Genomic DNA, 26,914 nt, shown 5'->3' on the forward strand with positions numbered 1-26,914 from the left:
ACGCCGGCGCACCCGCCTAGCGGATGGCGATCGGGTTGATCATCGCCTGCACCGCGCCCTTCAGCAGCGGCTGGCCGAGCACGAAGAGGAACTCCGTCGCCCGGTCGCGCGCGAGCCCCCGGGTGTCCATGACCTCCAGGATATGGACGCCGTTCTTCGCCAGCAGGATCTGGTGGCCCTCCCAGACGCGGTTGGGGTTCTTGAAGGGCACGGCCTCCACGCCCCAGGTATCGGCGCCCACCGCGACCACGCCCTGCCCGGCCAGCCACTCCGCCGCGCCGGCATCGATGCCGGGCTCGCCCTTGCCGAAGCGGGCGGGGTCGCGTTCCAGCATCTCCACCCAGCCGGTATGGATCAGGATCACGTCGCCCTGGCGGAGCTGCACGCCCTGGTCGCGCATGGCGGCCTGCAGGTCCTCGGCGGTGATGACCTCGCCTTCCTCCAGCATCGGCTTGTTGCGGGCGCGCGCCATGTCCACCAGCACGCCGCGCGTCACCATCGGCGGCACGTTCTCGATGCCGAGCTTGGTGACGCCGGTGGTGCGGACGAAATCCTCGGCCCGGTTGCCGTTGTAGAAGACGTTGTCGATGCCGAGATGGCCGAAGCCGTCGAGCTGGCTGCCGACGCCGAGCCATCCCGTGAACATGTCATCCACATAGGAGACCTTGTTCTCGGAAGGCACGATGGCGCCGCCATGCTGGTCCGGCATGAGGATGGTCACCGCAGCGTTGCGCGGCGGGTAGGCCGGCGTCTCCCGCCCCACCGGCACGCCGAGGCGATAGACTTGGCCGCGCTGCACCAGCCGCGCCGCCTCCAGCACCTTCTGTGGCGTCAGCAGGTTCATCGCGCCGATGGTGTCGTTGGCGCCGTAGCGGGAGGGGTGCCAGTTGGCGCCCTGCTGCTGCTGCTGTTGCTGCGCCGGCCGGGCCTGCGCCATCTGCTGCGCGGCGGGGTGATGCTCCGCCTGATGGTCGCGCACCTGGTGGTGCTCGCCCGGCCCATGGGCCTGCCCGGGCACAGGCGACAGCACCAGGACGGCCGCCGCCGCCACGGTCGATACCCGCATCGCGTTCCCTCCGTTCCTTCGCTTCCCGGCGCGGAGAGGCTAGGCCGGGAGGAAACAAGAAGGAAAGCGAAGCGTGAGCGGGTGCTATTCGGCGGCCAGCGTCCGCCGTTCCCGCAGTACGGCCCAGGCCGCATCCAGCCCGGCGCGGAAGCGGGCGCACATCTCCGCGATCTCCTCCGCGGTGATGATCAAGGGCGGGGTGAAGGCGATGCGGTCGCCGATGGCGCGGACGATCAGCCCGGCCTCGTGGCATTTCTCCTGCACCAGCAGCCCGGCCTTGGCCGCGGGCGGGAAAGGCTCCTTCGTCGCCTTGTCCGCCACCAGCTCGACACCCGCGATCAGCCCGACACCGCGCACATCCCCGACCAGCGGATGCTCCCCGAGCGCGCCGAGCCCGTCCAGGAAGGCGGGGGAGACGCGCCGGACATGGCCGACGATGTCGCGCTCCTCGTAGATCTTCAGCGTCTCCAGCGCGACGGCGCAGGCGACGGGATGGCCGCCATAGGTATAGCCATGGCCGAAGCTGCCGTTGCGCCGGCTGCCCTCGATCAGCGCGGCATGGATGGGGTCCGAGATCAGCAGCGCCGAGAGCGGCTGGTAGCTGGCCGTGAGCTGCTTGGCGCAGGAGAGCATGTCGGGCCTGATGCCGTAGGTCTCGCAGCCCCAGTAGTGGCCGGTGCGGCCGAAGCCGCAGATCACCTCATCCGCCACGAAGAGGATGTCATGCTTCTTCAGGATGGGCTGGATCAGGTCGAAATAGCCGCGCGGCGGGGTGATGGCGCCGCCGCCGCCCTGGACGGGTTCGGCGAAGAAGGCGGCGATCGTGTCGCCCCCTTCCCGCTCGATCAGCGCCTCCAGCTCCGCGGCCATGCGGGCGCTGAACTGCTCCTCCGTCTCCCCGGACTGGCCGAAGCGGTAGTAGTTGGGGTTCGAGACGTGCAGGAAGCGGTCGGTCAGCGGCAGGTCGAAATCCGCCTGCATGTGCGGCTGGCCCGAGAGCGAGGCGGTCGCCACCGTGTTGCCGTGATAGCCGCGGATGCGGCCGATGATCTTCTTCTTCGCCGGCCGGCCGGTGACGTTGTGGTAATACCACGCCAGCTTGATGGCGGCGTCGTTCGCCTCCGACCCGCTGCACTGGAAGAGCGCGTGGTTGAGCCCGGCCGGCGCGATCGCGGCAAGCCGCTCGGCCAGCCTGACGCTCGGCTCATGCCCCTTCTGGAAGAAGGTGTGGTAGTAGGGCAGCGTCAGCAATTGCCGATAGGCGACCTCCGCCAGGCGCTTCTCGGAGAAGCCGAGTGAGGCGCACCAGAGGCCGGCCATCGCCTCGATGTATTCCTTCCCCTCGGTGTCGAAGACATGCACACCCTCCCCGCGGGCGATGAGCACCGCGCCCTCGCGGCCATGCGCATCCAGGTCCGTCTGCTGATGGACCATATGGGCAAGGTCGGCGGCGTGCAGGCTGTTCGGGCGCATCGCAATGTCTCCGTTCGGCCGGCGCAGGCTATCGCCCGGCGCGCCGGTCACGCCAGCCCCGGACGGGGAGGACGCTTCCCCCTCAGGGCGACGCGACCCGGACCGGTCAGAACAGCTCGGGCCCCGGCCCCGGGACGGATGGCGTCACGGCAGGGCCATCCAGCTCGCCCAGCGCGACGTCGAGGTTCCGGTCGCTGGCAATGCGCAATCCGCTATCCGTGAAGCGTCCGGTTCCGTCATTGTACCAGACCTGGTTGAAGCCGGCGTAATTGGCGAAGAACAGGTCGAGCGCGCCGTCGCCGTTCAGATCGGCCAGCGCCACTCCCACCATCTCCGCAGGGCCGACGGCGATGTCCTGGCCCGGCCGCAGACGCCCTGCGCCATCGTTCAGATACACCACCGGGCCCGGGTCCGAGCTTGCCGTCACGGCGTCGAGCGAACCATCGCCATCCACGTCGCCGAGCGCCACATCACGGCTTCCGGCGGCACCCGACAGGCGCTGGCCGCTATCGGCGAAACGCCCCGTGCCGTCGTTGAACCAGACCTGATCCTCGCTGGCGCGGCCAAGGAAGAGGTCCGGCAGGCCATCCCCGTCGAGATCGCCGATGGCGAGGCTGAGCGCCGCCGGCAGGCGCTGGCCAGTGTCCGTAAGCTGCCCCTGGCCGTCGTTCAGGTAGACCGCGCCGGGGCCGCTTCCATGAACGAGGATCGCATCGGGGGCGCCATCCTGGTCCAGATCGGCCAGGGCGGCGTCGCCCTCCTCACCGATACCGGCCAGCCTCTGTCCGCTGTCGCGGAACTGTCCCCGGCCATCGCCGAGCCGGATGATGGAGGCGTCGCGGTCGGCGATGAGCAGATCGACCCGGCGATCGCCATCCAGATCGGCGAGGGCGGCCGCGACGCCCATCCCAAGCTCGCTGGCCAAGGTGAAATTCCGGCCCCCTTGGTTCAGCCAGACCTCTGTGGCGTGCGGCCGGTGTGCCAGCGTCACGTCCAGGTCGCCGTCACCGTCGGTATCGGCCAGCACGACCTTGCCGGTGGTCGCGGCCGGCCCGGCCCCGAGATTCGCCACCGCGGCGAATTGCCCGCCGCCATCGGCGAAATAGGCCCAGCTGGCCCGGGTATTCAGCACCACCGCATCGATGGCGGCGGGAGGGTCGTTGGGATCGGCCGACCGATCATGATCCGGAAGCGAGGCGCCATGGCGGCCGCCGCACTCCGGAATGCCGTGCCCCCGGACATGGCCGCTGACTCGCCGGTCCATGATGCCTCTCCCTTGGCCGGATCGCTCCCCGCCCGGCCTGCCCTCCGGCATGGCCATCCGGGGCCGGCGCCCGGCATGATGGGCGTGGCGCGGGGCGCTGAGCGATCAAACGCCGGCCCGCAATGCGGGTGCCGCGGCCGCGAATCGGCGGCGGATCAGCGGATCCCGGCACCCTGCCCGGCCGGCCCATCCCCCCGGACCCATGCGGCAGGCGCGGCGCAGCCCCGGGCCGTGCCGGCTTCCCAAGCCCGGCCCGCCTGTCCGATCCTGGCAGCCTCGGCCGGGCGCCCCATCTGCCCGGCAGGCAAGGAGGAAAGACCGGTCCATGCACCAGCAGGGGGAGCAGACGGGTACCCGCGCCTGGACGCCAGCCGAGTTGCGGACGCTCGCGCTCGTCTCCGCCGCGCATCTGGTCAGCCATCTCCATATCCTGGTGCTGCCGCCGCTCTTCCCGCTGCTGCGGGACAGCCTCGGGGTCGGCTTCATCGAACTCGGCCTGGCGCTGACGGTCTTCAACATCGTCTCGGGCGTCACCCAGGCGCCGATGGGTTTCGCGGTGGACCGCTACGGGTCCCGCCGGGTGCTGGTGGCCGGGCTCGGCCTGGGCGGCGCCTGCTTCGTGGCGCTCGGCCTCTTTCCCTCCTACCCCATGCTGCTGGCGGCGTCGGCGCTGCTCGGCCTGGCGAACGCCGTCTACCACCCCGCCGATTACGAGATGCTGTCGCGCGGCATCGGGGAGGCGCGGATCGGCCGCGCCTTCTCCATCCACACCTTCGCCGGCTATCTCGGCGGGGCGCTGGCGCCGGCGCTGATGCTCGGCATCTCCGCCTTCGGCGGGCTGCCGGCCGCGCTGCTGGCAGCCGGCGCCATCGCCTTCGCCGTCGCCCTGCCGCTGGCGCTGGCAGGCGACCCCGCCCCTGCCCCGCGCGCCGCGGCGAAGGGCAAGGAGGCGGCCAAGGGCGGCTCGGTGCTCACCCCGGCGGTCATCATGCTGACCGCCTTCTTCGCCCTTCTCAGCCTGTCCACCGGCGGCGTGCAGAATTTCTCGGTGGCGGCGCTGGTGAACGGGCACGGGGTGGATTTCGCCGTGGCCAATGTGGCGCTCAGTGCCTTCATGCTGCTCTCCGCCTTCGGCGTGCTGGCCGGCGGGGTGGTGGCGGACCGCACGACGCGGCATGGCGATGTCGCCGCGCTCGGCTTCGGCCTGACCGGGGCGCTGGTGGCGCTGGTCGGGCTGGTGCCGCTGGGCCCCGTCGCACTGGTCGCGGCGCTGGGCGGGGCCGGCTTCCTCTCCGGCATGATCATGCCATCCCGCGACATGCTGGTGCGGGCCGCGGCGCCGCCCGATGCGGTCGGGCGGGTCTTCGGCATCGTCACCACCGGCTTCAACATCGGCGGCACCGTCGGGCCGATGCTTTATGGCTTCCTGATGGACCACGGCCAGCCGCTGCTGGTCTTCGCCGCCTCGGTCTTCTTCATCCTGGCCACCATGGCCATGGCCTTGGTCGGGGGGCGGCGGGCCAGGCGGCCGGTGGCGGCGGCGGAGTGAGGCCCGGCGTCGAGGCGCCGGCCTGCCTGCGGCAGGCCGGAGCAGAACGCGAAGGCGCGTGACCGCCCCGGCGCGACCCCCGCGCCGCAACCAAGGGAATGCAGCGGACTGCATCCGGCGAAGAACACCGGTCCGCCGGAGGTCAGTTTCCACAGAGGGATTCGCGCGCCCGGCCATCACGCCCGGCCGCGATCCGCCCTATTTCGCTGCCTTCGCGCCCTTTCCCACATCCCCGGCCATGGCCCGGCGCAGCGCCTGGCGCAGCTCGTCCGGCTTCGGCAGCAGGATGCTCTGGCGGCTGACCGCCGCCAGCCCCTCCCGGCTCATGGCCGAGAGCTCGCGCGAAACCGCCTCCCTTCGCGCCCCGATCCGCGCCGCGAGCACATGCTGGGGCGGCGGCGGGCTGATGCGGAGCTGGCCATCCTCCCGCGGCCGGCCGAGCCGCAGCAGCTCCGCCACCAGCCGGTGCCGCACCGGCAGCACCGCGAGTTCGACATTGCGGGCATCCAGCAGGCGCAGCCGGGCGGTCAGCAGCCGCAGCAGCCCCAGCCCGGCCGAGGGCGCCTTGAGCACGAGGTCGAGGAAGGCCGTCCGCGGCAGGCAGCAGAGGACGGAGCTGTGCACGGCGGTGACATTGGCCGAGCGGCTGAGCCCGTCGATCGCCGCCATCTCGCCGAAGATCTCGCCGCTGCCCAGCTCGCCCAGGATCACCTCCTGGCCGCTGGCGGAATGGACGGCGACGCGCACCGTGCCGGAGATGATGAGGAAGACCTCATCCGTGCTGTCGTCGAAGTCGATGACGACCTCGCCGGGCTGCACCTTGCGCCAGCGCGCCTGGCGCGCGGCCTCCGCCAGCAGGGCAGGTTCCACCTCCCGCAAAAGCGGGAAGCGGGAGAGCCGATCGTCCTCCGGGGCCTGGGCCATGCTCCGCCGCCACTGCTGCCGCCGCCGGATCACAGCCCAGCATGACACCCTACGCAAGCTGAACTGTGCGCTGGCGCACAGCCGGCGCGGGACGGCCGGGAGCATCGTAAGCAGCGCAATGATGGACTTCGGACCATGGTCCGCGCTGCCCTGCCCCCTCCTGCTGCCATTGGCGCGGATACGGCGCCGTCCGGCAGGGGCAAGGCCCGAATGGAGGAGGGCGTCACCGGTGCGGTCCCGACGCGGCTGGCACCGCGGGGCGCGCTGGCGGCCCACACGATCGTGACAACCCTGACCGACCCACCAGCCCCTGGCCGCCGCTGGCCGGCGGTGCGGGCCGACGTCGTTCTCGTCGCGTCCCGCCCGAGTCCCCGCCCTCCGCCGCAGGATGCCCGAACCATCCGGCCGGATGGCTTCGCCGCACCGGACCGGCCTGGCCGGAACCCCGCCCGCGGCACCCGGCGCGCCGGCATGGCAGGCGCCGGGCCGGGCGGCCGGGACCCGGGGGCAGAACCCATTTTCCGATCGCGGATTACGGACGACGAGCCGGCCCGAAGCGGGATGCCCGGCCCTTGATTCCCGGAGCCCACCCTTGCGCAGGAGTACTGCCGGATTCCCGCCAGCGACGCCCGACCCATCGGCCACCTCGCCCCGGCCAGGGGACGGCCGGAGGTGCCGCGACCGGAGGAGTGCCCTGCCGGCCAGCCCATGGTCCATGCCGTGGCCCGGACATGAACCGTCCCCGCGGCATCGACGACCTGCTCTCGGTGCTGGACCTGCCGGCGCCGGTGCGGGCCGATCTTCTGCGCCGGATGAGCGCGCCCTGGCGCGGCTATCACGACCTCCGCCATCTGGCCGTGCTCTGGCGCCGACACCGGCGCTATGCCCGGACGGGGCCGATGCGCCGCCCGCGCATCGCCCGGCTGATCGCGGCGGCCATCCTCTTCCACGACGCCGTGCTCGTCCCGGGCGCGAGGGACAATGAGGCACGCTCGGCCGCCTATTGGCGACAGGTGGCGCAGCGCCTGCCGGGCTTCACCCGGGCGGAGGTGGACTGGGTCGCTGATACGATCCTGGCAACCGCCGACCACCTGAATGCCGCGCTGCCGCATGGCGAGCCCGGCGCGGCACGGCTATGGATGCTGGACCTGGACCTGACCCCGATCGGCGAGGAGGCACCGACCTTCGCCCGGAACGGGCGGAACCTGCGGGCCGAGGCGCGGCATCTGGATGACGCGGCCTGGACCGAGGCGCAGCGGGCCTTCCTCGGCCGCCTGCGGGCTGCGCCGCGGCTGCTGCGGCACCCGCGCCTGCATGCCGCCTTCGAAGGGCGCGCGCGGGAGAATATCGGGCGGGAGCTGCACCGCGCGGCGCGATAGGGCGCCGGCGTCAGCGGGTTCGGATCGGCGCCGAGATCCCGCCTCCCCCGCCGCCGCCCGAGAGCGTCGCCGCCAGCGCCACCGCCGCCACCAGCGGCAGCAGGGCGACAGCCGGGGGCATGGCGGAGGCGGGCTCCGCCGGTGATGGCGCCAGGCGGGCCGGCCGGGGCCGCGGCTGCGGCGCGGCGGCGGCGGTCCGGGGCAAGGCGGGCGCCCCCCGGGCCGGCACCGCGACCGCCACGCCCTCCGGCACCACCAGTGGGGAGGTCTGCGCGCCGGCGGGGCCCGACAGCATCGCCAGGACGGCCAGGACACCGAAGCCATACCGTATGACCATGACGGCAAGGTGGGAAATTCCCGCCGTGGTTGCAAGCCTATTCCGCATCCGCCTGCCGCTCCGGCGCCGCCTCGGCGAAGGCCGGCAGGGCCATGCAGGCGGCCTCGGCGGCCAGCAGGCGCGGCATGGGGCCGAGCGCGACGCCGAAGCGCCGGGCGTTGTAGAGTTGCGGGACCAGCGCGAGATCGGCCAGGCTGGGCATCGCGCCGAAGCAGAAGGGGCCGGGCTGGTCGCGCAGCAGCGCCTCGCAGGCCAGCAGCCCCTCCTCGATCACGTCATGCGCCCAGGCATTCGCCTCCTCCTGGCTGTGGCCGAGCGCCTTGAGGCGGTTGAGAACCTTGAGGTTCTGCACCGCATGGATCTCGGCCGCGATCGCCTGGGCGAAGGCGCGGACCCGGGCGCGCGCCACCGGCTCGCGCGGCAGCAGCGGCGGCTCCGGCCGGATTTCATCGAGGTATTCGCAGATGGCGAGCGACTGCGTCAGCACCACGCCATCTTCCAGCACCAGGGCCGGCACCAGGCCCTGCGGGTTCAGTGCCAGCGCCTCCTCCGAGCGGTGCTCGCCCTGGCGCAGGTGGCGAAAGCGGTGCTCGGCCGAGAGGCCCTTCAGGTTCAGCGCGATGCGGACCCGGTAGGCGGCCGAGGAGCGCCAGTAGCCCCAGAGGATCATCGACTCCCTCCCGTCCTTGAGGGGCTCGCCGGACGCGATGCGTCCGGCCCCTCGCATCACGCACGCCGCCCGAGCATGTTGCGCGCCACGATCAGCCGCATCACCTCGTTGGTCCCTTCGAGGATCCGGTGCACGCGCAGGTCCCGGACGATCTTCTCGATGCCGTATTCCGCCAGATAGCCGTAGCCGCCGAGGAGCTGCAGCGCGTCATCCGCCACCTTCGAGCAGGTGTCGGTGACGAAGCGCTTGGCCATGGCGCAGAAGGTAGTGGCGTCCGGCGCCTTCGCGTCCAGCTTGGCGCAGGCCCGCCAGAGGAAGGTGCGCGCCGCCTCCAACTCCGTCTGCATGTCGGCGAGGCGGAACTGGGTGTTCTGGAAATCGGCCACGGCCTTGCCGAAGGCGCGGCGCTCCTGGACATAGGCGAGCGCCTTGTCGAGCGCCGCCTGCGCGCCGCCGAGGGAGCAGGCCGCGATGTTCAGCCGGCCGCCATCGAGCCCGGCCATGGCGAAGCGGAAGCCCTGCCCTTCCTCGCCGAGCAGGGCGGAGGCAGGGACGCGGGCGCCGTCGAAGATCACCTGCCGGGTCGGCTGGGCGTTCCAGCCCATCTTCTTTTCATTGGCGCCGAAGGAGAGGCCGGGCGTCTCCTTCGGGATGAGCAGGGCGGAGACGCCGCCCGGCCCCTCCCCGCCCGTCCGCACCATGGTCAGGTAGAGGTCGGAGGCGCCGGCGCCGCTGATGAACTGCTTGGTGCCATCCAGGATGTAGTCCTCGCCGTCCCGCACCGCGCGCGTCCGCAGCGCCGCGGCGTCGGAGCCGCTGCCCGGCTCGGTCAGGGCATAGCTGGCGACCTTCCGCATCGGGATCAGGTCCGGCAGCCATTGCGCGCGCTGCGCGTCATCGCCGAACCGGTCGATCATCCAGGCGACCATGTTGTGGATGGAGAGATAGGCCGAGACGGTAGGACAGCCGGTCGCCAGCGCCTCGAACACCACCGCGGCGTCGAGGCGCGTCAGGCCGGCGCCGCCCGATTCCTCCCGCACATAGAGGGCGGCCATGCCGAGCGCCGCGGCCTCCCGCATCTCCTCCACCGGGAAGTGGCGGTTCTGGTCCCAGTCCAGGGCGTGGGGCGCCAGGCGTTCCTGGGCGAAGGCGAGCGCTGTCTCGCGCAGCTCGCGCGTAGCCTCGGGCAGGTCGAAACCGGCGGCCGGGGCGGCCTGGTGATCGAGCGGCATCTTGTCTCCTCCGTCCCCCGATATCGGACCGGCGGGGTGGCGGCGTCCAGAGGGAAGGCCCCGGCCTCCCGCGCGGCGGCGCGGGACGCACCGCCGCCCGTGGCCCGGCGTCCCGCTACTCCGCCGCCATCGGCACGGGCGCCGGCGCCATGATCTCCTGCTCGATCGCCGCCATCCGCTCCCGCGCCGCCGCGGTGTTGCGCGCCTTGATGTGGCCGTAGCCCTTGATGCCGGCCGCGGCCTCCGCCCAGTCGCAGACCTTGGCATGCGTCGCGGGCGAGAGCAGGCGCAGCAGCCGCTCGATGCCGGCGCGGTACTCGCCGATCAGGGCGCGCTCCATCCGCCGCTCCTCGGTCCGGCCGAAGGGGTCGAGCGCGGTGCCGCGCAGCGCCTTGCCGTGCCGCAGCATCCCCATCGCCTTCAGCATCCAGGGGCCGAAGGCGATCTTGCGCGGCACGCCCGTCACAGGGTCGGGCTTCGCCAGGATCGGCGGCGCCAGGTTCAGCTCCACCCGCTGCGTGCCGGTGAACTGGCCGGCGAGCTGCGCCTGCCATTCCGGCAGGCTGTGCAGGCGCGCGACCTCGTACTCGTCCTTGTAGGCCATCAGGCGGTAGAGCTGCTGCGCCACGGCGCGCGCCAGCCGCTCCTCGCCCGGCACCGCCGCCTGTTCCGCGGCGCGGACCTTCGCCACGAAATCGGCGTAGTCGCGGGCGTAGCGGGCGTTCTGGTAGTCGGTCAGGTCGGCCACGCGGCGGGCGACCAGCGCGTCCAGCGTCTCGCTCTCGGGCGTCACCGGCGCGGGCGGCTGGAGCGCCGCCTGCCGGCCGAGGGCGAAGGCGGCCTTGTTCCGCTCCACCTGCGCGCCGTTCAGCTCCAGCGCCCGGTTGATCGCCTCCGCGCTCAGCGGCACCAGCCCCTTCTGGTAGGCGATGCCGAGCAGCCAGACATTGAGGTAGATGAGGTCGCCCAGCGCCTCCTCCACCGCCTGCACGCCGGGGACCGTCACCACCTCCCGGCAGGCGCCCTGGATGCTGGCCAGCATGCCCTCCCGGTCATACCGGGTGCTGGTGTCCAGCACGAATTGCGCGGTGGGCTGCAGGTCCGCGTTCAGCACGGCGACGGTACGGTCACTGCCCAGCAGCGGCCGCGCGGTGCGGCCATGCGCCACCACCATGTCGGCCGAGAGCAGCAGATCCGCCTGCCCCATGCCGATGCGCGGCGCCTCGATGCTCTCCGGCGCCGCCCCGACCCGGCCGATGCGGAGCTGGGCGAAGACGCCGCCGCCCTTCTGGGCAAGGCCGAGCATGTCCACCGACCGGCTCGGCCGTCCCTCCAGATGCGCCGCCATGCCGAGGATGGCCGAGAGCGCCGTGACGCCCTGGCCGCCGACGCCGGCAAGGAGGATGTTGAAGGCCGGCTCGCCCGCCCGCGCGTCCGGACGCTGCGGCTCCGGCAGTGCCTCGCTGACCGCGGGCGGCGCCTTCTTCACCGGCTCGGCGCCGACCAGTGTGACGAAGCTCGGGCAGAAGCCCTCCACGCAGCTCAGGTCCTGGTTGCAGGCGCTCTGGTCGATCTGCCGCCGGCGTCCGAAGGGGGTCTCGATTGGCTCGACGGCCAGGCAGTTCGAGGTGCGGGAGCAGTCGCCGCAATCCTCGCAGACGCGGGGGTTGATCGCGACGCGCCTGGTGGCGACGGCCTGCAAGCCGCGCTTGCGCTTGCGGCGCCGCTCCGTCGCGCATTGCTGGTCGTAGATCAGGATGGTGACGCCTGGGCTCTCGCGCAGCTCCCGCTGCACCAGGTCGAGGTCGCGGCGGTGGCGGTATTCCGTGCCCTTCGGCATCCGCGCATCGCCCTGGTGCCGCTCCGGATCGTCGGAGACGACGACGATCTTCTGCACGCCCTCGGCCGCCATCTGCGCCGCGATCTCCGGCACGCCCAGCTCGCCTTCCGGCGTCTGGCCGCCGGTCATGGCGACGGCGCTGTTGACCAGGATCTTGTAGGTCATGGTGGCGCCGGCGGCGACCGCCTGGCGCACGGCGAGGCTGCCCGAATGGGCATAGGTGCCGTCGCCGATATTCACGAACATATGCTTCTCGGACACGAAGGGCGCCATGCCGAGCCAGGGCATGCCCTCCGCGCCCATATGCGTGTAGAGGTCGGTGTTGCGATCCATGTAGATCGCGAGCGTATGGCAGCCGATGCCGGCCATGGCATGGCTGCCCTCCGGCACCCGCGTGCTGGTGTTGTGCGGGCAGCCCGGGCAGAAATGCGGCGTCCGATCATGGATCGGCGGCATCTGCAGCTGCGCGACCTGGTCGAGCTGGCGGATGCGCGCCTTGAGCTGCTCGGTCTGCAACGCCTCCGGCAGGCGGGCGGCAAGCGCGCGCAGCACCGCGCCGGTGTCGAGCTCGGTCAGGTCCGACAGCAGCCGCCGGCCCTGCTCGTCGAACTTGCCGGTGATCCGCGGGCGCTGCGCCTCATGGTACAGCGCATCGCGGAGCTGCGGCTCGATCACCGGGCGACGGTCCTCGACCACCATCACCTCCTCGAGCCCGCGGGCGAATTCCCGCGCGCCCTCGGCATCCAGCGGCCAGGCAAGGCCGACCTTCCAGATACGGAGGCCGGCCATGCGCGCCAGCTCCTCCGTGATGCCGGCATCGTGCAGCGCCTGGCGCAGCGTGGCATAGCCGCGGCCACGCGCGGCGATGCCGAAGCGGGCATTGGGGCTGTCCCAGACGATCCGGTTCAGCCCGTTGGCGCGAGCGAAGGCGAGCGCCGCCGGCAGCTTGACGTGCCGCAGGCGCTGTTCCTGCGGGATGGCGTGGTCGCGGAGCCGGATATGCACGCCATCGGCCGGGAAGGCGAAATCGGGCGTCACGCTCGCATAGGCGGCCGGGTCCACCAGCACCGTGCCGGCGCCGTCCATGGTCTCGGCGACGCATTTCATCCCGATCCAGAGGCCGGAGAAGCGCGACATGTCGAGCGCCTTCAACCCGAAATCGAGGATCTCCGTGACACCCGCGGGGTCGAGCACCGGGATCTCGACATCCATGAAGGAGTATTCGCAGCCCGAGGTGATGGTGGAGGACTTGCAGGAGGGATCGTCACCGGCCAGGGCCAGCACGCCGCCCTTCGGCGCGGTGCCGGCGCTGTTCGCATGGCGCAGCGCGTCGCCGCTGCGATCGACGCCCGGGCCCTTGCCGTACCAGATGCCGAAGACGCCATCGAAGTTCTGCGCGCCGTAGAGCGCGACCTGCTGCGTGCCCCAGATGGCGGTCGCCGCCAGATCCTCGTTCAGCGCGGGCCGGACGACGATATTCGCCTCCGCCAGCCGCTTCTGCTGCTTCAGCAATTGCTGGTCGTAGGTGCCGAGGGGGGAGCCGCGATAACCGCTGACATAGCCCGCGGTGTTCCAGCCCATCGCCCGGTCGAGCTGGTGGCGGACCAGGGGCAGGCGCACCAGCGCCTGGATGCCGGTCAGCAGCAGCGTCTCGCCGGCCTTCTCCCAGCGGTCCTCGAGCGTCGCCTCGGGGCGTTGGATGCTGCCCATTCCGATCTCTCCCGGACGGGGCGGCCAGGGGCCACCCTTGTTGCCTGTGAATGTCGGGCCGGCCGGGGGCAGCGGCAAGCCCCCGCGCGGACCGTCTCACCCGGAAGGATGGACCGGGTTCCGCCGCAGATCATGCCGGATTTCGTTGTGCGCCGCCGAAGAGACGGAAGGATCTTCCGGCTCTTAGGGCTCAGCCGCGCAAAGCTGCCGCCGGATGGGGCTCCGCCAGCAGGGGGCCGGCGCCGAACAGCTTCTCCCGGTAGGTTCCGGGGGCGTAGGCGGTCTTGTAGGCGCCCCGCTCCTGCAGGGCGGGGACGAGCAGGTCCGCCACCGCCTCGATGCATTCCGGCATGACGGTGCGGGAGAGGTTGAAGCCATCCGCCCCCGTCTCCTCGCAGAAGACGATGAGCTGGTCGGCGATGGCGTCCGGCGTGCCCACCAGGGGCTTCTGCCGGCTGCCCAGGATGAACTGGTCGATCAGGTGCCGCTTGGTCCAGCCGGGGCCGAAGACCCGCGCCATGGCTTCAACATTGGAGGAGATGGCATTGCTGCCGGAGGCGGCGATCGGTTCGTCCATGCCGAAGCGGTCGAAATCGATCCCGAGGGAGGCCGCGGCATGCGCCAGCGCCCCTTCCACGGAGGCATGGCGGCGGTAGTCCTCCAGCAGGTCGTGCGCCTCCGCCTCGGTCCGCCCCAGGATCAGCGTGGCGCCGACGAAGACGCGGATTGGGCGCGGGGCCGCCCTGGCCCGCAGATCGGCCACCAGCCGGGCGACATTGGCGGGGCTGGAGGGGTTGAGGAAGATGCACTCGGCATGCCGCGCGGCGAATTCCCGGCCGCGGTCGGAGGCGCCGGCCTGGTAGAGGACCGGGGTGCGCTGCGGCGAGGGCTCGCAGAGATGGATGGCCTCGATCCCGCCGGAGCGGATCGGGCGGATTCGGGCCGGGTCGGCATAGAGGCCGGCGGCGCGGTCCGCCCTCACCGCATCGGCGGCCCAGCTTCCCTCCCAGAGGCCATAGGCGGTCGCCATGAATTCCTCGGCGGCGTCATAGCGGGCGTCATGCGCCTTCTGCGCGGGCAGGCCCATGGCGCGGGCGGCGCTGTCGAGATAGCCGGTGACGATGTTCCAGCCGATCCGCCCATCGGTGAGGTGATCGAGCGTGGAGAAGCGCCGGGCGAACAGCGCCGGCGCCTCATAGGTCAGGTTCACCGTGACGCCGAAGCCGAGATGCCGCGTGGCGGCCGCCATGGCCGGCACCAGCAGCATCGGGTCCAGCAGCGGCACCTGCACGGCGTTGCGGAGGGCGGCCTCCGGGCTGGCGCCCAGCACGTCGTAGATCCCGACGACATCGGCCAGGAACAGCCCGTCGAACAGCCCGCGCTCCAGCGTGCGGGCGAGGCCGGTCCAATAGTCCAGGCGGTGGTAGTCGGTGGACCGGTCGCGCGGATGGGTCCACATCCCGTGCTGGATATGGCCGATGCAGGCCATGTCGAAGGCGTTCAGGCGAATCTCGCGGGGCATGGCGGCAGGCTAGCACGGGCGCCTTGCCTGTCAGCCCCGGGGCGGCGGAAGCTTCCGCCATGGACGCCCCCAAGCTCGACGCCATCGACCGCCGGATCCTCCGTGCCCTGCACCGCAATGCCCGGCTGACCAATGCGGAACTGGCCGAGCAGGTGGGCCTCTCCCCCTCCCCCTGCTGGACGCGGGTGAAGCGGCTGGAGCAGGCCGGCGTCATCAAGGGCTATGTGGCGATCCTCGACCAGGCGCAGCTCGGCCTGCCGGACACCGTCATCATCGAGGTGATGATGGAGCGCCATGACGAGGAGAGCCTGCGGCGCTTCGAGCAGGCGGTGACCGACATGCCCGAGATCATCGAGGCCTGGCTGGTCACGGGCGAGTACGACTATGTCATCAAGGCCGCGGTCGGCGGCACCGCGGGCTATGAGCGGCTGCTGCGGGAGAAGCTGTACCGCCTGCCCGGCGTGCGCCACACGCGGACCAGCTTCACCCTGCGCAGCCTGAAGCAGAGCTGGACGCCCGCCCCCTGATCGCCCCCCCCCGCGGCACCGTTGTCCGGCGCCGCGGGGGGCCAGGCTCAGTGCCGCGCCGCGTCCTGCGCGTCGTAGTGCCGCTTGACGCAGGAATAGCCGAACAGCACCCCGAAGGCGAAGAGCGCGAAGCCGAAGAACTGCAGGTAGTCATGCGCCATGGCGCCGGCAAAGAGGCCGACCAGGGCGATGACGGCGGAGAAGGCGATGAAGAAGATGGTGGTGCCGCTCATGGGCGGGGCTCCTTGCGGGGAAGGTCGTCGAAGAGGATGCGGGAGGCGGCGCCGTCCAGGTCCTCGTACTGGCCGGCGCGCAGGTTCCAGAGGAAGGCAACGAGGCCGAGGAAACCCATGAAGAGGGCCACCGGCACGAGGAGGATCAGGGTGTCCATGCGGCGTCCTTTCCGGCGCGCAGCGAATTGCCGATCACGATGAGGGAGGAGGAGGCCATGACCAGTGCTGCGATCAGCGGCGTGACCACGCCGGTGATCGCCAGCGGCACGGCGATGACGTTGTAGACCAGCGAGAAGGTGATGTTCTGCCGCGCCAGGCGCTGCGCCTGCCGCGCGGTGCGGATGGCGCCGGGCAGCGCGGCGAGCCCATCGGCCCGCAGCACCAGGTCGGCCGCGGTCTGCGCCAGGTCCGTCCCATCGCCCGGGCAGGCGGAGACATGCGCCAGCGCCAGCGCCGCGGCGTCGTTGATGCCGTCGCCCACCATCAGCGGGTGGCGCCCCCCGGCCCGCAGCGCCTCGATCCGCGCTGCCTTCGCCTCAGGCGTCGCCTGCGCGGTCCAGTGCTCGATGCCCGCCTGGCTGGCCACCGCCGCAACCGCCGGCGCCGCATCGCCCGAGAGCAGTTCGGCCGAGAGGCCAAGCTCGCGCAGGCCCCGCACCACCGCCGGCGCATCCCCGCGCAGCCGGTCGGCGAAGCGGAAGGCCACAGCTTTCCCATCGCCATCGCTCTGCGAGGCCGGTGGTGTCCCGACGGGCGCGCGGCCCGGCGCGGCGTACCACAGCGTCAACCCGGCATCCGGCCCGGCCACGCCAATGAAGGCGGCGCTGCCGAGGCGCCGGTCGCCGGCGATCAGGCCGCGGCCCGGCACTTCCTCGACACCCGGGAGCATCGGCGCCTCCGGGCAGGCTGCGGCGAGCGCCTTGGCCAGGGGGTGGCGGCTGGCGCGGGCGAGGCCGGCGGCCTCGCGCAGCTCGGCCTCGGTCCAGTCGCCGGGCAGCAGGGTCGGCTGCCCCTCGGTGAGCGTCCCGGTCTTGTCCAGCACCGCATGATCGGCGGCGGCCAGCCGTTCCAGCGCGGTGCCGTTCGCCACCAGCACGCCGCGGCGGAACAGCGCGCCGACCGCGACCGCCTGCACCGCCGGTACCGCGATGGCGAAGCCGCAGGGGCAGGTGACGATCAGCGCGGCGACGGCAGGCACCAGCGCCTCCTGCCAGGAGACGCCGACGCCGAGCCACCAGCCGAGGAAGGTCAGCGCCGCCACCGTGTGCACGATGGGCACGTAGAAGTGCACCGCCCGGTCGGCGATATCGACGAAGCGGCCCTTGGCCTGCTCCGCCCGCTCCAGCAGCCGGGCCATGCCGGCCAGCGAGCCATCCGCCGCGGCGGCCGTCACGCGGGCGACGAAGGGCGCGCCCATGTTCACCGCGCCGGCCGGCAGCGCCTGGCCGGCGGCGAAGCTGCGCGGCAGGCTCTCGCCATTGGTGGCGCTGGCATCCAGCAGCGCCTCCCCAGTCTCCAGCACCGCATCCAGCCGCAGCCGCTCCCCGGCCGCGACCAGCAGCCGGTCGCCGGCGCGGATATTGGCGGCCGGCGCGGCATGGGCGGTGCCATCGGGGTCGAGCCGGGTGACGGTGCCCTCCTGCAGCGCCAGCAATTCCGCGACCGCCTGGCGGGCGCGGCGCCGCGCCGCGCGGTCCAGCACCCGGCCGGCCAGCAGCAGGGCGAGCAGCGCGGTCGCGCCGTCGAACCAGGTATAGGGGCCGTTCCGCAGGGTCTCGCTGAGCGACATGAAGGTGGTCGCCAGCACGCCGAGCGAGACGGCCATGTCCATGTTCAGCCGCCCGGCGCGAATCCCGTCCAGCGCGCTGCGGTAGATCGGCAGGCCGGCGACCAGGATCACCGGCAGGGCGATCATCGCCGCCACCCAATGCATGGCGGCGCGGGTCGCCTCGCCCATGTCCCAGCCGACCCAGACGGCGACCGAGAGCATCATCACGTTCATCGCGCCGAAGGCGGCGATGCCGAGCGCGCGGATCAGCCGCCGCCCCTCGGCATCCTCGGTCGCCCGCAGGCAGGCCGGCGACCAGGGCGCGACCCGGAAGCCGAGCCGGGCGAGCAGCGCGACGAAATCATTGGCGCGCCCCGCCTCCCCCCGCCAGGAGAGGGTCAGCCGGCGGGTCGAGAGCGCGACGCGGGCGCGCGTCACCTCCGGCTCCGCCGCCAGCGCCTGCTCCATCAGCCAGACGCAGGCGCCGCAGGTGAGACCGGCGACCATCAGCTCGATGGTCCGCTCGTCCTTCTCCTCCCGCACATGCGGGGTGAAGTCGATGGCAGGGGCGTCCACCGCGGGGCGCAGGCTGCCATCCGCCCCCTCCCGCCGGCGGTAGAAGGCATCGAGGCCAAGGCCCGCCACCAGGTCGTGCGCCCCCTCGCAGCCCGCGCAGCAGAAGCGCGCGCCGGCGGGGACCGGCGCGCCGCAATGGGCGCAGCCGGCCGTGGCTTCGGGGGCGAGGCGGGCGGCGGTGGTCACGGGGCGATAACCCGCTGGCGGATGTCGAGATGCCGGCCATCCTCCGCGGTCAGGCGCAGCCGCGCCTCCCACAGCCCGGCATGCGGCGGGGCCTCGGCTACCCAGACGCCCGGGGCCACGGCGCCCGCGGCGACCGCCGTCTCGGCGCCCTCGACGGGGCGGCGCAGCACGCCGTCCAGCCGGCCCGGGACGGGCAGCCCCTCCCGGTCGCGCACCGTCACGCGCAGCACGCCGCCTTCCAGCGCCACCTCCGGCCGCCAGCCGAGCGCATCCTGCCGCGCGGCCTCCGCCAGCACATGGTTGTAGGCGCGGCCCTTGTCGTAGGACTTGCCCACGGTCACGCCGGTGAAGGTGGAGAGGGCGGCATAGACCATGCCGGCATTGACCGCGAAGACCAGCAGCATGCCGCCGACAAAGACCCAGGGGATCCAGGCGCTGCGGCGGGTGGTCATGGTGGCGCTCATGGCTTCGGTCCCAGGAAGACGCTGGCGGTGCGGACCTCGGTGCGGCCGCTGGCATCCACCAGCCGGAAGGTGACGGGCACGCTCTCGGGCAGCCTCAGCCCGGCGGGGGCGGTGACCAGGGCGCGCCACTGGGTGATGCCGTCCGGCCGGGTGGTGAGCACCGGCGCGCCGGCGGGATCGCTCTCCGCATCCAGCACGATCAGGCTCAGCCCCTTCGGCCCGTCCAGCACCAGGCTGTAGGTCTCGATCCCGCGGGTCTTGTCGCCGAGCTTCAGCGTATAGGCGTTGCGGATGCCGCCATCCGAGAGCTTGACGAAGATCGGGGCGCGGTCGCGCAGCACGGCCAGCGAGGTGGTCTCCCGCAGCAGCCAGGCGCCGCCCATGATGGCGACGACAAGGCCCAGGACCCCGGCATAGACCAGGGTGCGCGGGCGGATGATCTTCTGCGGCCGGCGCGCCTGCATGCCGCAGGCCAGGCGCTGCGGGCCGGGCGGCAGCGGCTTCGCCGCGGCCTCGCTGGCCGCCAGGCTGGTCAGGGTCTCGAAGGCGATCAGCCCCTTCGGCCGGCCGAGCCTGCCCATGACGTCGTCGCAGGCATCGATGCAGAGGCCGCAGCCGATGCATTCCATCTGCTGGCCGTCGCGGATGTCGATGCCCGTCGGGCAGACATGCACGCAGGCGCGGCAATCCACGCAGTCGCCCAGCCCGTCCTGCTTCGCCTTGCCGCGCGGCTCCCCGCGCCAGGCGCGGTAGGTGACGACCAGCGAGTTCTCATCGAGCATCGCCGCCTGGAAGCGCGGCCAGGGGCACATATAGGTGCAGACCTGCTCCCGCGCCCAGCCGGCCAGCAGGTAGGTGGTGGCGGTGAAGAGGCTGAAGAAGAAATAGACCTCAAGGCTCGCCTGGCCGGTGAAGAAGCGCGGGGTCATCTCCAGCGCGTCGTTGAAATACATGATCCAGGCGCCGCCGGTCGCTGCCGCGATGCCCAGCCAGACCGCATGGGTCAGCGCCTTCTTGCGCAGCCACTCGCTGGTCCAGGGCTGCAGGTCGAGCTTCATGCGGGCGTTGCGGTCACCCTGGATCCTGCGCTCCACCAGCATGAACAGATCGGTCCAGACCGTCTGCGGGCAGGTGAAGCCGCACCAGACGCGGCCGAACAGGCTGGTCGCGGCGAACAGGCCGATGGCGCCCAGCACCAGCAGGCCGGTGAGGTAATAGACCTCCTGCGGCCAGATCTCGATGAAGAAGAAGAACAGGCGGCCATGGGTCATGTCGACCAGCACCGCCTGGTCCGGCATCTCCGGGCCGCGATCCCAGCGGATCAGCGGCACGGTGTAGTACAGGCCGAGGCAGAGGGCGAGGATCAGCCACTTCGCCTTCCGCACCGTCCCCTGCACCGCCTTCGGATAGACCTTCTGGCGGGTCGCGTAGAGCGAGCCGGTGCTGGCCTGCGCCGCCGCCGGCTTCGTGCGTTCGGGTGACTTCACCTCGCCCATGACACGCCTCGTCCTACTCGCCGCCGCCCAGCGTGTGGACGTAGACGGTCAGCATGTTGACCACGGCCGGGTCGAGACGGCCGCCCCAGCTCGGCATCACGCCGGCGCGGGACCAGCCGATGCTGCGCACGACGCTGGCCTTGTCGCCGCCATAGAGCCAGACCTGGTCGTTCAGGCGGGGGGCGCCCATGTCGCGGTTGCCCTCGCCCTTCTCGCCATGGCAGCTCGCGCATTGCTCGGCGAAGAGCGGGGCGCCGCGGCCCGCCGCCGCCTGGTCGGTCGCCCGGCCGGTCAGCGAGAGCACATGCTCGGCGACGTCGCCCACCTGCGCGGCCGTCAGCAGGCCATCCACCTGGAAGCGGGGCATGGCGATGCCGCGCGCCTCCTCCGACTCGCCGTTCCGCACGCCGTGCCTGATGCTGTGCTGGATGGCGTCGAAGCTGCCGCCGAAGATCCAGTCATCATCCGCCAGTGACGGGAAGCCGCCCGGCGCGCCCTGCCCGCCTGCGCCGTGGCAGCCGGCGCAGTTGTTGGCGAAGGCGATGCGGCCGCCGGCGAGGGCGAAGGCGCGGAGCTGCGGGTCGGCCGCGATCTGCTCCGGCGTCGCCTCGCGCAGCTTCGCCAGCATCGGCTCGCGCGCCGCGCGCTCCGCCTCCAGCTCCGGCCCGAGCGCGCCGCGCGCGGTCCAGCCGGTGACGCCCGTGGCGCCGCTGAAGGGCAGCGCGGGATAGAGCGCCACCCAGACCAGGCTGAACAGGATGGTGGCATAGAAGACGTACAGCCACCACTTCGGCAGCGGCGTGTTCAGCTCCTTCAGCCCGTCCCACTCATGCCCGGTCGTCTCCTGGCCGGTGATGCTGTCCTTTTCGACCTTGGTCGGCATCGTCAGATGCTCCTGTGGCCAGCCGCGTCATCCCTCAGCGGGATGTCGGCCTGGCTTTCGTAGTGCCGGCGCTTCGACGGGCGCATGACGTAGATCAACATCCCGAGGAAGAGTGCGAAGAACCAGACCACCCAGACGGTGGAGAGGATCGACTGCAGCTTGACGAGGTCCATCGGTGCCTCTCCCTACTGCTGCCGGACCTGCTCGGGCGTCACGTCGCGGAACTGCACCAGGGTGCCCAGCATCTGCAGATAGGCCACCAGCGCGTCCATTTCCGTGATCGTCCCGGCATTGCCATCGAAGGCGGCCTGGCGGGCCTTGGCGTAGCGGCCGGAGAAGCCGGCGGCGTCCGCATCCGGACGGGCCTGCGCCTCCAGATCCGCCCGCGCATTGGCGACCATCGCGTCCGTGTAGGGGACGCCGAGCGCCTGCTGCGCCTTCAGCTTCGCGCCGATGTCCGAATAGTCCAGCGGACGGTCGAGGAAGGCATAGGGCGGCATGATGCTCTCCGGCACCACCGCGCGCGGGCTGCGGAGATGCGCCGCATGCCAGTCATCCGAGTAGCGGCCGCCCAGCCGCGCCAGGTCGGGGCCCGAACGCTTGGAGCCCCACTGGAACGGGCGGTCGTACATGCTCTCGGCCGCGAGGGAGTAATGGCCATAGCGCTCGGCCTCGTCCCGGAAGGGACGGACCATCTGGCTGTGGCAGGTGTAGCAGCCCTCGCGGACATAGATGTCGCGGCCGGCGAGCTCGAGCGGCGTGTAGGGGCGCATGCCCTCCACCCGCTCGATCGTCGTCTCGATGGTGAAGAGCGGCACGATCTGCACCAGGCCGCCGATCGAGACCGTGATGAGCGTGAGCACGCCCATCAGGATCAGGTTGCGCTCGATGATGCCGTGGTCGCGGAGGAAGCGGAACATGGATCGGCCCTCCTTCACTCGGCCGCCGCGGGCACCAGGCCGGGCTGGGCAGCGGGCGCCGCCTCGGCCAGGGTGCTGGAACGCACGGTCATCCACAGGTTGTAGACCATGATCAGCGCGCCGCTGAGGTAGAGCAGGCCACCCAGCATGCGGATCACGTAGTAGGGGTGCATCGCCTCGACAGTCTCGACGAAGCTGTACTGCAGGAAGCCCAGCTCATCGTAGGCGCGCCACATCAGGCCCTGCATGATGCCGCTGACCCACATGGCGGTGATGTAGAAGACGATGCCAAGGGTCGCGAGCCAGAAGTGCCAGGAGACCAGCTTGTCCGAGTACAGCCCGGTCTTCCTCCAGAGCTTGGGGAACAGGTAGTACATCGCGCCGAAGGAGACGAAGCCGACCCAGCCCATGGCGCCGGAATGCACATGGCCGATGGTCCAGTCCGTGTAGTGCGACAGGGCGTTCACCGCCTTGATCGACATCACCGGCCCCTCGAAGGTCGACATGCCGTAGAAGCCGACCGAGGTCACGGAGAAGCGCAGCGCCGGGTTGGTGCGCAGCTTGTCCCAGGCGCCCGATAGGGTCATCAGGCCGTTGATCATGCCGCCCCAGGACGGCATCCACAGCATCACCGAGAACACCATGCCGAGCGTCTGCGCCCAGTCTGGCAGCGCGGTGTAGTGCAGGTGGTGCGGGCCGGCCCAAATATAGAGGAAGATCAGCGTCCAGAAATGCACGATGGACAGCCGGTAGGAATAGACCGGCCGCTCCGCCTGCTTCGGGATGAAGTAGTACATCATGCCGAGGAAGCCGGCGGTCAGGAAGAAGCCCACCGCGTTGTGGCCGTACCACCACTGGATCATCGCATCCTGCACGCCGGACCAGACGATGTAGGACTTGCCCACGCCACCGCCGACCGGCAGGGCGAAGTTGTTCACCAAGTGCAGCATCGCGATGGTGATGATGAAAGCCAGGTAGAACCAGTTGGCCACGTAGATGTGGGGCTCCTGCCGCCGCAGGATCGTCCCGCCGAAGGCGATCAGGTAGGCCACCCAGACGACGGTCAGGAACAGGTCCACATACCACTCGGGCTCGGCATATTCCTTGCCCTGGGTGACGCCCAGCACATAGCCCAGCGCGGCGGTGACGATGAAGAACTGGTAGCCCCAGAACAGGAACCAGCCCATGTCCTCGCCGCCGAACAGGCGGGCGCGGCAGGTCCGCTGCACGACGTAGAGCGAGGTGCAGATCAGCGCATTGCCGCCGAAGGCAAAGATCACGGCCGAGGTGTGGACCGGGCGCAGGCGCCCGAAGGTCGTCCATTCCAGGTCGAGGTTGAGCAGCGGCCAGGCGAGCTGGGAGGCGATCAGCACCCCCATCAGGAAGCCGACCACGCCCCAGAAGATGGTGGCGATGGCAAAGGCCCGGATCGGCCCTTCCACCATATCGAAATCCCGCCCCGGCCCGTGACCGGTGGCAGGTCCTGCATAGCCCGCGACGGCCATGAAGCGGATCTCCCAACTATGACGCGGGCGGCAGGCAGACGGACTCGTCCCATCGCGCCGCGCGCAGCCGGAGAACACGACGAACTCGCTAAGGAGTCCTTGATCGGGATCAAGGCAGCGTGGGCAGGAAACCCTGACGGTGATATATCGACATCGCGCCCCGGGGAGGACGCCCGATGACCACTGAGACCCTGCCCCTGTCCGACCGGCCACCGAGTCGCGTGCGCAATATCGCCACCGACCGGCCCTGGGTCTGGCTGACCGCCGGCTGGCGGGACATGCTCGCGAGCAAGCCGATCGCCCTCGCCTATGGCGGTGCCGTCTGCCTGGCCGGCTGGGTGCTGTCCCTGCTGCTGTTCGAGGTCGGCACGCTCTGGGCCATCCTGCCCGCGACCTCCGGCTTCTTCCTGATCGGCCCGCTGGTCGCCGCCGGCCTCTATGAGGCGAGCCGGCTGCGGGCGGAGGGGAAGCAGCCGACGCTGGCCGACATGGTCGGGCCCTTCCGGCGCAATGGCGGGCAGATCGCCTTCATCGGCGTCGCCCTGCTGGTGATCCACCTGTTCTGGGTGCGCATCGCCGGGCTGATCTTCATGCTCTTCTTCGGCCTGAACGGCATCCCGAGCCTGGAGCGGCTGCCCTACGCGATGCTGCAATCCGACCAGTTGCTGCCCTTCCTCGTGATCGGCACGGGCTTCGGCTTCGTCCTCGCCGCCGCGAGCTTCGCGATCTCCGCCGTCTCCATCCCGATGCTGGTGGAGCGGGAGGTTTCGGCGCTGGAGGCGATCACGGTCAGCATCCAGGCGGTGCTGGAGAACTGGAAGGCCATGCTGCTCTGGGCCGCGCTGATCGTGGTCTTCACCGGGCTGGCGCTGGTGCCCTTCTATCTCGGCCTGGTGCTGGTCTTCCCGCTGATCGGGCATGCCACCTGGCATGCCTACAAGGATATGGTGGTGCGCTGACGCGACCCGCCGGGCCGCGCGGCCCGGGGCCCCGTCAGAGCAGCCACACCATGTCTGGCGCCGTGGCCACCGGGACCACGGCGCCGGGCAGCCCCCCTGTCCCGCCGCGCCAGGCCCCGCCCTCGCCCAGCGGATCCGCGACCCAGACACCCTCCCCCGGCTGCCGCCCGAGGGATTCGGCGCCGAGGGCGATATCCACCGCAAGCTGGGCGGGCGTGACGCCGGCGGCGAGGCGGCCCGTCTGCAGCGCCAGCTCCTCTCCCCCGGGATCACGGCCGAGCGCGTTGCGGTAGAGCGCCGTCACCGCCGCCCCCGGGTCGGCCGGCAGCGTGCCGGCCAGCGTGGCGGCGATCTCCGTCCAGCCCGTGCCGGCCTCGGCGCGCGCGACCATGCCGGCCAGCGTCCCCCCATCCGCTTCGCGGCCCGTGAGGGCGCGGGCCAGGGCGGCGGCCTGCACGCCCGGGCTCTGCGGGCCCGCATCCTGGAAGCCATCGGCGAAGACGAGCCGTTCGGCGGCCGGGAGGGTCACCTGCAGGCCCTCCTGCAGGGTCAGCACGCGCTCCCCACCCGGCAGCGCCTCGACCTGCGTGACGGCGCGGCTCTCGCGCAGCGCCAGGACGGTGTCGGGCGCGACGATCTGGAGCCCCCCGCGCGTCTCGCCGGGCGGCACATGACCCAGCCAGGTGGCCGGGTCGGCGACCCGCAGCTCGAGCAGGAAGGCGGCGGATTGCCGGCCGTCCGAGACCTCGATGATCAAGGGCCGGCGCGGCATGTCGTCGAGGCCGAGGCTGATGCCCTCCCGCAGCTTCAAGACCGATCCCACCACCTCGAACCGCCAGGCATCCTCCTCGGGGAAGGAGAAGGTGAAGGGCCCGGCGCTGTCCGGGTCGGTGACGGTCAGCCTGCCGATCACGGCGCCGATGACCCCGGCCACGACCGTGCCACCGCTGGCGAAAGCCAGGGAGGAGGGCGGCGTGTCGTCCCGGTCCAGCACCGTCACGCTGCGCGGCGTCAGGTCCTCCACCGTGCTGCCGTCCGCGAAGGTGAAGCGCAGGGAGAATTCCAGCACCGGGCTGCGCCCGGCAGCGGCCAGGGCCTCGAAATCGGCCGGGGCGCCCGGCCGCAGGACCAGGGCGGGCAGGCCCGGCAGCAGGCTGGCGCTGAAGGCCAGCGCATCGCGCCCCAGCAGCTCGACGCCCGTGAGCCCGGAGAGGTCGCCGGCCAGGGAGAGCGTCGCCTCCCAGTCGCCGGGTCCGCTGTTCTCCGCCATGCTCCCCGGCAGCACGCCTGATACCTGCAGGACCCGCACCGCGCCACCTCATCTCATGGGACGATCCCATGAAACGAGACATTCGGTGAAAATACGGCAAATCCGGAGACGGCGTCGCCACGCGTGCGATACGTCCCGGCCGGCGATCAGGGCCGGGGGGCGGATGGCCGAAGGATGCGGAGGGACCGGCCTGGGCGGGCCGCAATGTCGGGTCTGGGCAGTCCGGCGGCCATTTGCTGCCGGATGGGCAGTCCGGCCCGGCGGGCGGTCACCCCGCGCCGGGCCGCGGGAGTCAGGCCACCAGCCGCGCCGCCATGGCCAGCAGCACCACGCCGTTCAGCGCGAAGAGCGCCCCGCCCGCCAGGCGAAGCGCCGGCCCCTGCCGCCGCCCGAACAGCCGGCCGAGCAGCGCGACGCCGGTCAGCGCCGGTACCGTCCCCGCGACGAAAGCCATCATCGCCAGCGCCCCGGCCAGGGCGCTGCCGGAAGCCGCCGCCGCCGCCAGCGCGCCGTAGAGCAGCCCGCAGGGCAGGGCCGAGAGCAGCAGGCCGAGCAGCACGCCCCGCCAGCCGGTGGGCGCCGCCAGCAGCGCGCCGATCCGCCGCTCGACCACGGCCGGCAGCTTCGGCGTCACCCGGCCGAGCCGCGGCAACACCGCCCCGAAGCGCTGGGAGGCCTGGGCCAGCATGAAGACCGCTGCCACCGCCAGCAATGCGGCCAGCAGCCAGCGCATGCCGCTGGCAAGCGTGACCAGACCGGCCGCGCCGCCGGCGAGGGCGCCAAGCGCGCCATAGCCCAGCATACGCCCGGCCTGATAGGGCAGCAGCGCCGCCCCGGCGAGCCGCTGCAGCCGCCCGCCGCCGGCGCCGATGCCGGTTGCCGCCTGGGCCAGCACGAAGGGCGCGCACATGGTGGAGCAATGGGTGACGCCGCCCGCCAGCCCGGCCAGGAACAGCGCCCCCATCAGGGCCGCCAGGCCGCCGGGGCCGAGAGCAGCGAGATCATGCAGGCAATCGGCAAGCATCCAATATCCTTAACCCCCTGCGCGCACCCTGGCCTTGCGCCGGCTCAACCTGGCGGGCGCGGAGGGACCGGAGTTCCGGCAAGGATTGGCGCTCCAGCGCCCTCCCTCCGGATAGACGAGGCCGGTCAAGCCGCCCC

At 71.7% G+C, this 26,914-nt stretch carries 24 protein-coding genes; 4 read left to right on the top strand and 20 right to left on the bottom strand.

Features of this window, described 5'->3' with window-relative positions:
- Positions 1-16: 16 nt before the first annotated feature.
- The 3 genes from LHA35_RS10945 to LHA35_RS10955 all read right to left on the bottom strand — a co-directional run bounded on the left by LHA35_RS10945 (position 17) and on the right by LHA35_RS10955 (position 3,803).
- On the bottom strand, positions 17-1,066 hold the full coding sequence (locus tag LHA35_RS10945) for a cyclase family protein (protein ID WP_226608211.1): 1,050 nt from the start codon (positions 1,064-1,066) through the stop codon (positions 17-19).
- Between the two features lie 84 nt (positions 1,067-1,150).
- Positions 1,151-2,539, bottom strand: a complete 1,389-nt coding sequence (locus tag LHA35_RS10950) for an aminotransferase (RefSeq protein ID WP_226608213.1) — start codon at positions 2,537-2,539, stop codon at positions 1,151-1,153.
- 106 nt (positions 2,540-2,645) lie between these two features.
- Positions 2,646-3,803: an FG-GAP repeat domain-containing protein gene (locus LHA35_RS10955; RefSeq protein WP_226608215.1), complete on the bottom strand. Its 1,158-nt coding sequence runs from the start codon at positions 3,801-3,803 to the stop codon at positions 2,646-2,648.
- Between the two features lie 325 nt (positions 3,804-4,128).
- Here LHA35_RS10955 and LHA35_RS10960 point away from each other — a divergent pair, with 325 nt between their 5' ends.
- Positions 4,129-5,352, top strand: a complete 1,224-nt coding sequence (locus LHA35_RS10960; protein ID WP_226608216.1) for an MFS transporter — start codon at positions 4,129-4,131, stop codon at positions 5,350-5,352.
- A 198-nt stretch (positions 5,353-5,550) separates the two neighbouring features.
- On the opposite strand, the gene LHA35_RS10965 is transcribed toward LHA35_RS10960, so the two are convergent.
- The gene (locus tag LHA35_RS10965; RefSeq protein WP_226608217.1) at positions 5,551-6,276 is read right to left on the bottom strand and encodes a Crp/Fnr family transcriptional regulator; all 726 of its coding nucleotides are present in this window, start codon (positions 6,274-6,276) and stop codon (positions 5,551-5,553) included.
- A 731-nt stretch (positions 6,277-7,007) separates the two neighbouring features.
- On the opposite strand from LHA35_RS10965, the gene LHA35_RS10970 reads away from it, so the two are divergent.
- Positions 7,008-7,655, top strand: coding sequence for an HD domain-containing protein (locus LHA35_RS10970; RefSeq protein ID WP_226608218.1), 648 nt, complete (start codon positions 7,008-7,010; stop codon positions 7,653-7,655).
- A gap of 10 nt (positions 7,656-7,665) precedes the next feature.
- Here the strand turns inward: LHA35_RS10970 and LHA35_RS10975 are convergent, their stop codons facing one another.
- The 5 genes from LHA35_RS10975 to LHA35_RS10995 form a co-directional block, all read right to left on the bottom strand.
- On the bottom strand, positions 7,666-7,992 hold the full coding sequence (locus LHA35_RS10975; protein ID WP_226608219.1) for a hypothetical protein: 327 nt from the start codon (positions 7,990-7,992) through the stop codon (positions 7,666-7,668).
- A 37-nt stretch (positions 7,993-8,029) separates the two neighbouring features.
- On the bottom strand, positions 8,030-8,662 hold the full coding sequence (gene maiA / locus LHA35_RS10980) for a maleylacetoacetate isomerase (RefSeq protein WP_226608221.1): 633 nt from the start codon (positions 8,660-8,662) through the stop codon (positions 8,030-8,032).
- Between the two features lie 56 nt (positions 8,663-8,718).
- Positions 8,719-9,894 carry an acyl-CoA dehydrogenase family protein gene (locus LHA35_RS10985; protein WP_226608223.1) on the bottom strand — a complete coding sequence of 392 codons (1,176 nt, stop codon included), beginning with the start codon at positions 9,892-9,894 and terminating at the stop codon, positions 8,719-8,721.
- A gap of 115 nt (positions 9,895-10,009) precedes the next feature.
- Positions 10,010-13,444 (bottom strand): indolepyruvate ferredoxin oxidoreductase family protein, encoded by a 3,435-nt coding sequence (locus LHA35_RS10990; RefSeq protein ID WP_226608225.1) that lies wholly within the window; start codon positions 13,442-13,444, stop codon positions 10,010-10,012.
- 190 nt (positions 13,445-13,634) lie between these two features.
- Positions 13,635-14,966, bottom strand: a complete 1,332-nt coding sequence (locus LHA35_RS10995; RefSeq protein ID WP_226608226.1) for an LLM class flavin-dependent oxidoreductase — start codon at positions 14,964-14,966, stop codon at positions 13,635-13,637.
- A gap of 59 nt (positions 14,967-15,025) precedes the next feature.
- On the opposite strand from LHA35_RS10995, the gene LHA35_RS11000 reads away from it, so the two are divergent.
- Positions 15,026-15,493: an Lrp/AsnC family transcriptional regulator gene (locus LHA35_RS11000; RefSeq protein ID WP_226608228.1), complete on the top strand. Its 468-nt coding sequence runs from the start codon at positions 15,026-15,028 to the stop codon at positions 15,491-15,493.
- Positions 15,494-15,540: 47 nt separating this feature from the next.
- Here LHA35_RS11000 and LHA35_RS11005 read toward each other — a convergent pair whose 3' ends face one another.
- From LHA35_RS11005 to ccoN, 9 genes are read right to left on the bottom strand one after another with little or no spacing between them, the layout of a single operon-like run.
- Positions 15,541-15,726, bottom strand: coding sequence for a hypothetical protein (locus LHA35_RS11005; RefSeq protein WP_226608229.1), 186 nt, complete (start codon positions 15,724-15,726; stop codon positions 15,541-15,543).
- Complete coding sequence (ccoS, locus tag LHA35_RS11010; protein WP_226608230.1) at positions 15,723-15,884, bottom strand: cbb3-type cytochrome oxidase assembly protein CcoS; 162 nt, start codon at positions 15,882-15,884, stop codon at positions 15,723-15,725. Before ccoS ends, LHA35_RS11005 begins: the two co-directional genes overlap by 4 nt.
- The gene (locus LHA35_RS11015) at positions 15,872-18,256 is read right to left on the bottom strand and encodes a heavy metal translocating P-type ATPase (protein ID WP_226608231.1); all 2,385 of its coding nucleotides are present in this window, start codon (positions 18,254-18,256) and stop codon (positions 15,872-15,874) included. Before LHA35_RS11015 ends, ccoS begins: the two co-directional genes overlap by 13 nt.
- Positions 18,253-18,720: a FixH family protein gene (locus LHA35_RS11020; RefSeq protein ID WP_226608232.1), complete on the bottom strand. Its 468-nt coding sequence runs from the start codon at positions 18,718-18,720 to the stop codon at positions 18,253-18,255. The genes LHA35_RS11015 and LHA35_RS11020 overlap by 4 nt, the downstream gene beginning before the upstream one ends.
- On the bottom strand, positions 18,717-20,216 hold the full coding sequence (ccoG, locus tag LHA35_RS11025) for a cytochrome c oxidase accessory protein CcoG (RefSeq protein ID WP_226608237.1): 1,500 nt from the start codon (positions 20,214-20,216) through the stop codon (positions 18,717-18,719). Before ccoG ends, LHA35_RS11020 begins: the two co-directional genes overlap by 4 nt.
- Positions 20,217-20,229: 13 nt before the next feature.
- Complete coding sequence (gene ccoP / locus LHA35_RS11030) at positions 20,230-21,099, bottom strand: cytochrome-c oxidase, cbb3-type subunit III (protein ID WP_226608242.1); 870 nt, start codon at positions 21,097-21,099, stop codon at positions 20,230-20,232.
- A 2-nt stretch (positions 21,100-21,101) separates the two neighbouring features.
- Positions 21,102-21,272 carry a cbb3-type cytochrome oxidase subunit 3 gene (locus LHA35_RS11035; protein WP_226608244.1) on the bottom strand — a complete coding sequence of 57 codons (171 nt, stop codon included), beginning with the start codon at positions 21,270-21,272 and terminating at the stop codon, positions 21,102-21,104.
- A gap of 12 nt (positions 21,273-21,284) precedes the next feature.
- On the bottom strand, positions 21,285-22,019 hold the full coding sequence (gene ccoO, locus LHA35_RS11040) for a cytochrome-c oxidase, cbb3-type subunit II (protein WP_226608248.1): 735 nt from the start codon (positions 22,017-22,019) through the stop codon (positions 21,285-21,287).
- A 14-nt stretch (positions 22,020-22,033) separates the two neighbouring features.
- Positions 22,034-23,524 (bottom strand): cytochrome-c oxidase, cbb3-type subunit I, encoded by a 1,491-nt coding sequence (ccoN, locus tag LHA35_RS11045; RefSeq protein WP_456316079.1) that lies wholly within the window; start codon positions 23,522-23,524, stop codon positions 22,034-22,036.
- Between the two features lie 176 nt (positions 23,525-23,700).
- Here ccoN and LHA35_RS11050 point away from each other — a divergent pair, with 176 nt between their 5' ends.
- Positions 23,701-24,483, top strand: coding sequence for a DUF2189 domain-containing protein (locus LHA35_RS11050; RefSeq protein WP_226608250.1), 783 nt, complete (start codon positions 23,701-23,703; stop codon positions 24,481-24,483).
- 34 nt (positions 24,484-24,517) lie between these two features.
- Here the strand turns inward: LHA35_RS11050 and LHA35_RS11055 are convergent, their stop codons facing one another.
- Positions 24,518-25,792 (bottom strand): hypothetical protein, encoded by a 1,275-nt coding sequence (locus LHA35_RS11055; protein ID WP_226608251.1) that lies wholly within the window; start codon positions 25,790-25,792, stop codon positions 24,518-24,520.
- 253 nt (positions 25,793-26,045) lie between these two features.
- Positions 26,046-26,777, bottom strand: coding sequence for an urease accessory protein UreH domain-containing protein (locus LHA35_RS11060; protein WP_226608252.1), 732 nt, complete (start codon positions 26,775-26,777; stop codon positions 26,046-26,048).
- Positions 26,778-26,914: the final 137 nt, after the last annotated feature.

Source organism: Roseicella aerolata, from assembly GCF_020523605.1.
GTDB classification, from domain to species: Bacteria; Pseudomonadota; Alphaproteobacteria; order Acetobacterales; family Acetobacteraceae; genus Paracraurococcus; species Paracraurococcus aerolatus.

Excerpts from the sequence above, each read along its gene's own strand:
- ccoS (WP_226608230.1), bottom strand. The coding sequence starts at position 15,884 with ATGGACACCCTGATCCTCCTCGTGCCGGTGGCCCTCTTCATGGGTTTC.
- LHA35_RS10985 (WP_226608223.1), bottom strand. The coding sequence starts at position 9,894 with ATGCCGCTCGATCACCAGGCCGCCCCGGCCGCCGGTTTCGACCTGCCC.
- LHA35_RS11060 (WP_226608252.1), bottom strand. The coding sequence starts at position 26,777 with ATGCTTGCCGATTGCCTGCATGATCTCGCTGCTCTCGGCCCCGGCGGC.
- ccoG (WP_226608237.1), bottom strand. The coding sequence starts at position 20,216 with ATGGGCGAGGTGAAGTCACCCGAACGCACGAAGCCGGCGGCGGCGCAG.
- ccoO (WP_226608248.1), bottom strand. The coding sequence starts at position 22,019 with ATGTTCCGCTTCCTCCGCGACCACGGCATCATCGAGCGCAACCTGATC.
- LHA35_RS10990 (WP_226608225.1), bottom strand. The coding sequence starts at position 13,444 with ATGGGCAGCATCCAACGCCCCGAGGCGACGCTCGAGGACCGCTGGGAG.
- LHA35_RS10945 (WP_226608211.1), bottom strand. The coding sequence starts at position 1,066 with ATGCGGGTATCGACCGTGGCGGCGGCGGCCGTCCTGGTGCTGTCGCCT.
- LHA35_RS11020 (WP_226608232.1), bottom strand. The coding sequence starts at position 18,720 with ATGAGCGCCACCATGACCACCCGCCGCAGCGCCTGGATCCCCTGGGTC.
- LHA35_RS11035 (WP_226608244.1), bottom strand. The coding sequence starts at position 21,272 with ATGGACCTCGTCAAGCTGCAGTCGATCCTCTCCACCGTCTGGGTGGTC.
- maiA (WP_226608221.1), bottom strand. The coding sequence starts at position 8,662 with ATGATCCTCTGGGGCTACTGGCGCTCCTCGGCCGCCTACCGGGTCCGC.
- LHA35_RS10960 (WP_226608216.1), top strand. The coding sequence starts at position 4,129 with ATGCACCAGCAGGGGGAGCAGACGGGTACCCGCGCCTGGACGCCAGCC.
- LHA35_RS10950 (WP_226608213.1), bottom strand. The coding sequence starts at position 2,539 with ATGCGCCCGAACAGCCTGCACGCCGCCGACCTTGCCCATATGGTCCAT.
- LHA35_RS10965 (WP_226608217.1), bottom strand. The coding sequence starts at position 6,276 with ATGGCCCAGGCCCCGGAGGACGATCGGCTCTCCCGCTTCCCGCTTTTG.
- ccoN (WP_456316079.1), bottom strand. The coding sequence starts at position 23,524 with ATGGCCGTCGCGGGCTATGCAGGACCTGCCACCGGTCACGGGCCGGGG.
- LHA35_RS11050 (WP_226608250.1), top strand. The coding sequence starts at position 23,701 with ATGACCACTGAGACCCTGCCCCTGTCCGACCGGCCACCGAGTCGCGTG.
- ccoP (WP_226608242.1), bottom strand. The coding sequence starts at position 21,099 with ATGCCGACCAAGGTCGAAAAGGACAGCATCACCGGCCAGGAGACGACC.
- LHA35_RS10975 (WP_226608219.1), bottom strand. The coding sequence starts at position 7,992 with ATGGTCATACGGTATGGCTTCGGTGTCCTGGCCGTCCTGGCGATGCTG.
- LHA35_RS10955 (WP_226608215.1), bottom strand. The coding sequence starts at position 3,803 with ATGGACCGGCGAGTCAGCGGCCATGTCCGGGGGCACGGCATTCCGGAG.
- LHA35_RS11005 (WP_226608229.1), bottom strand. The coding sequence starts at position 15,726 with ATGAGCGGCACCACCATCTTCTTCATCGCCTTCTCCGCCGTCATCGCC.
- LHA35_RS10995 (WP_226608226.1), bottom strand. The coding sequence starts at position 14,966 with ATGCCCCGCGAGATTCGCCTGAACGCCTTCGACATGGCCTGCATCGGC.
- LHA35_RS10970 (WP_226608218.1), top strand. The coding sequence starts at position 7,008 with ATGAACCGTCCCCGCGGCATCGACGACCTGCTCTCGGTGCTGGACCTG.
- LHA35_RS11000 (WP_226608228.1), top strand. The coding sequence starts at position 15,026 with ATGGACGCCCCCAAGCTCGACGCCATCGACCGCCGGATCCTCCGTGCC.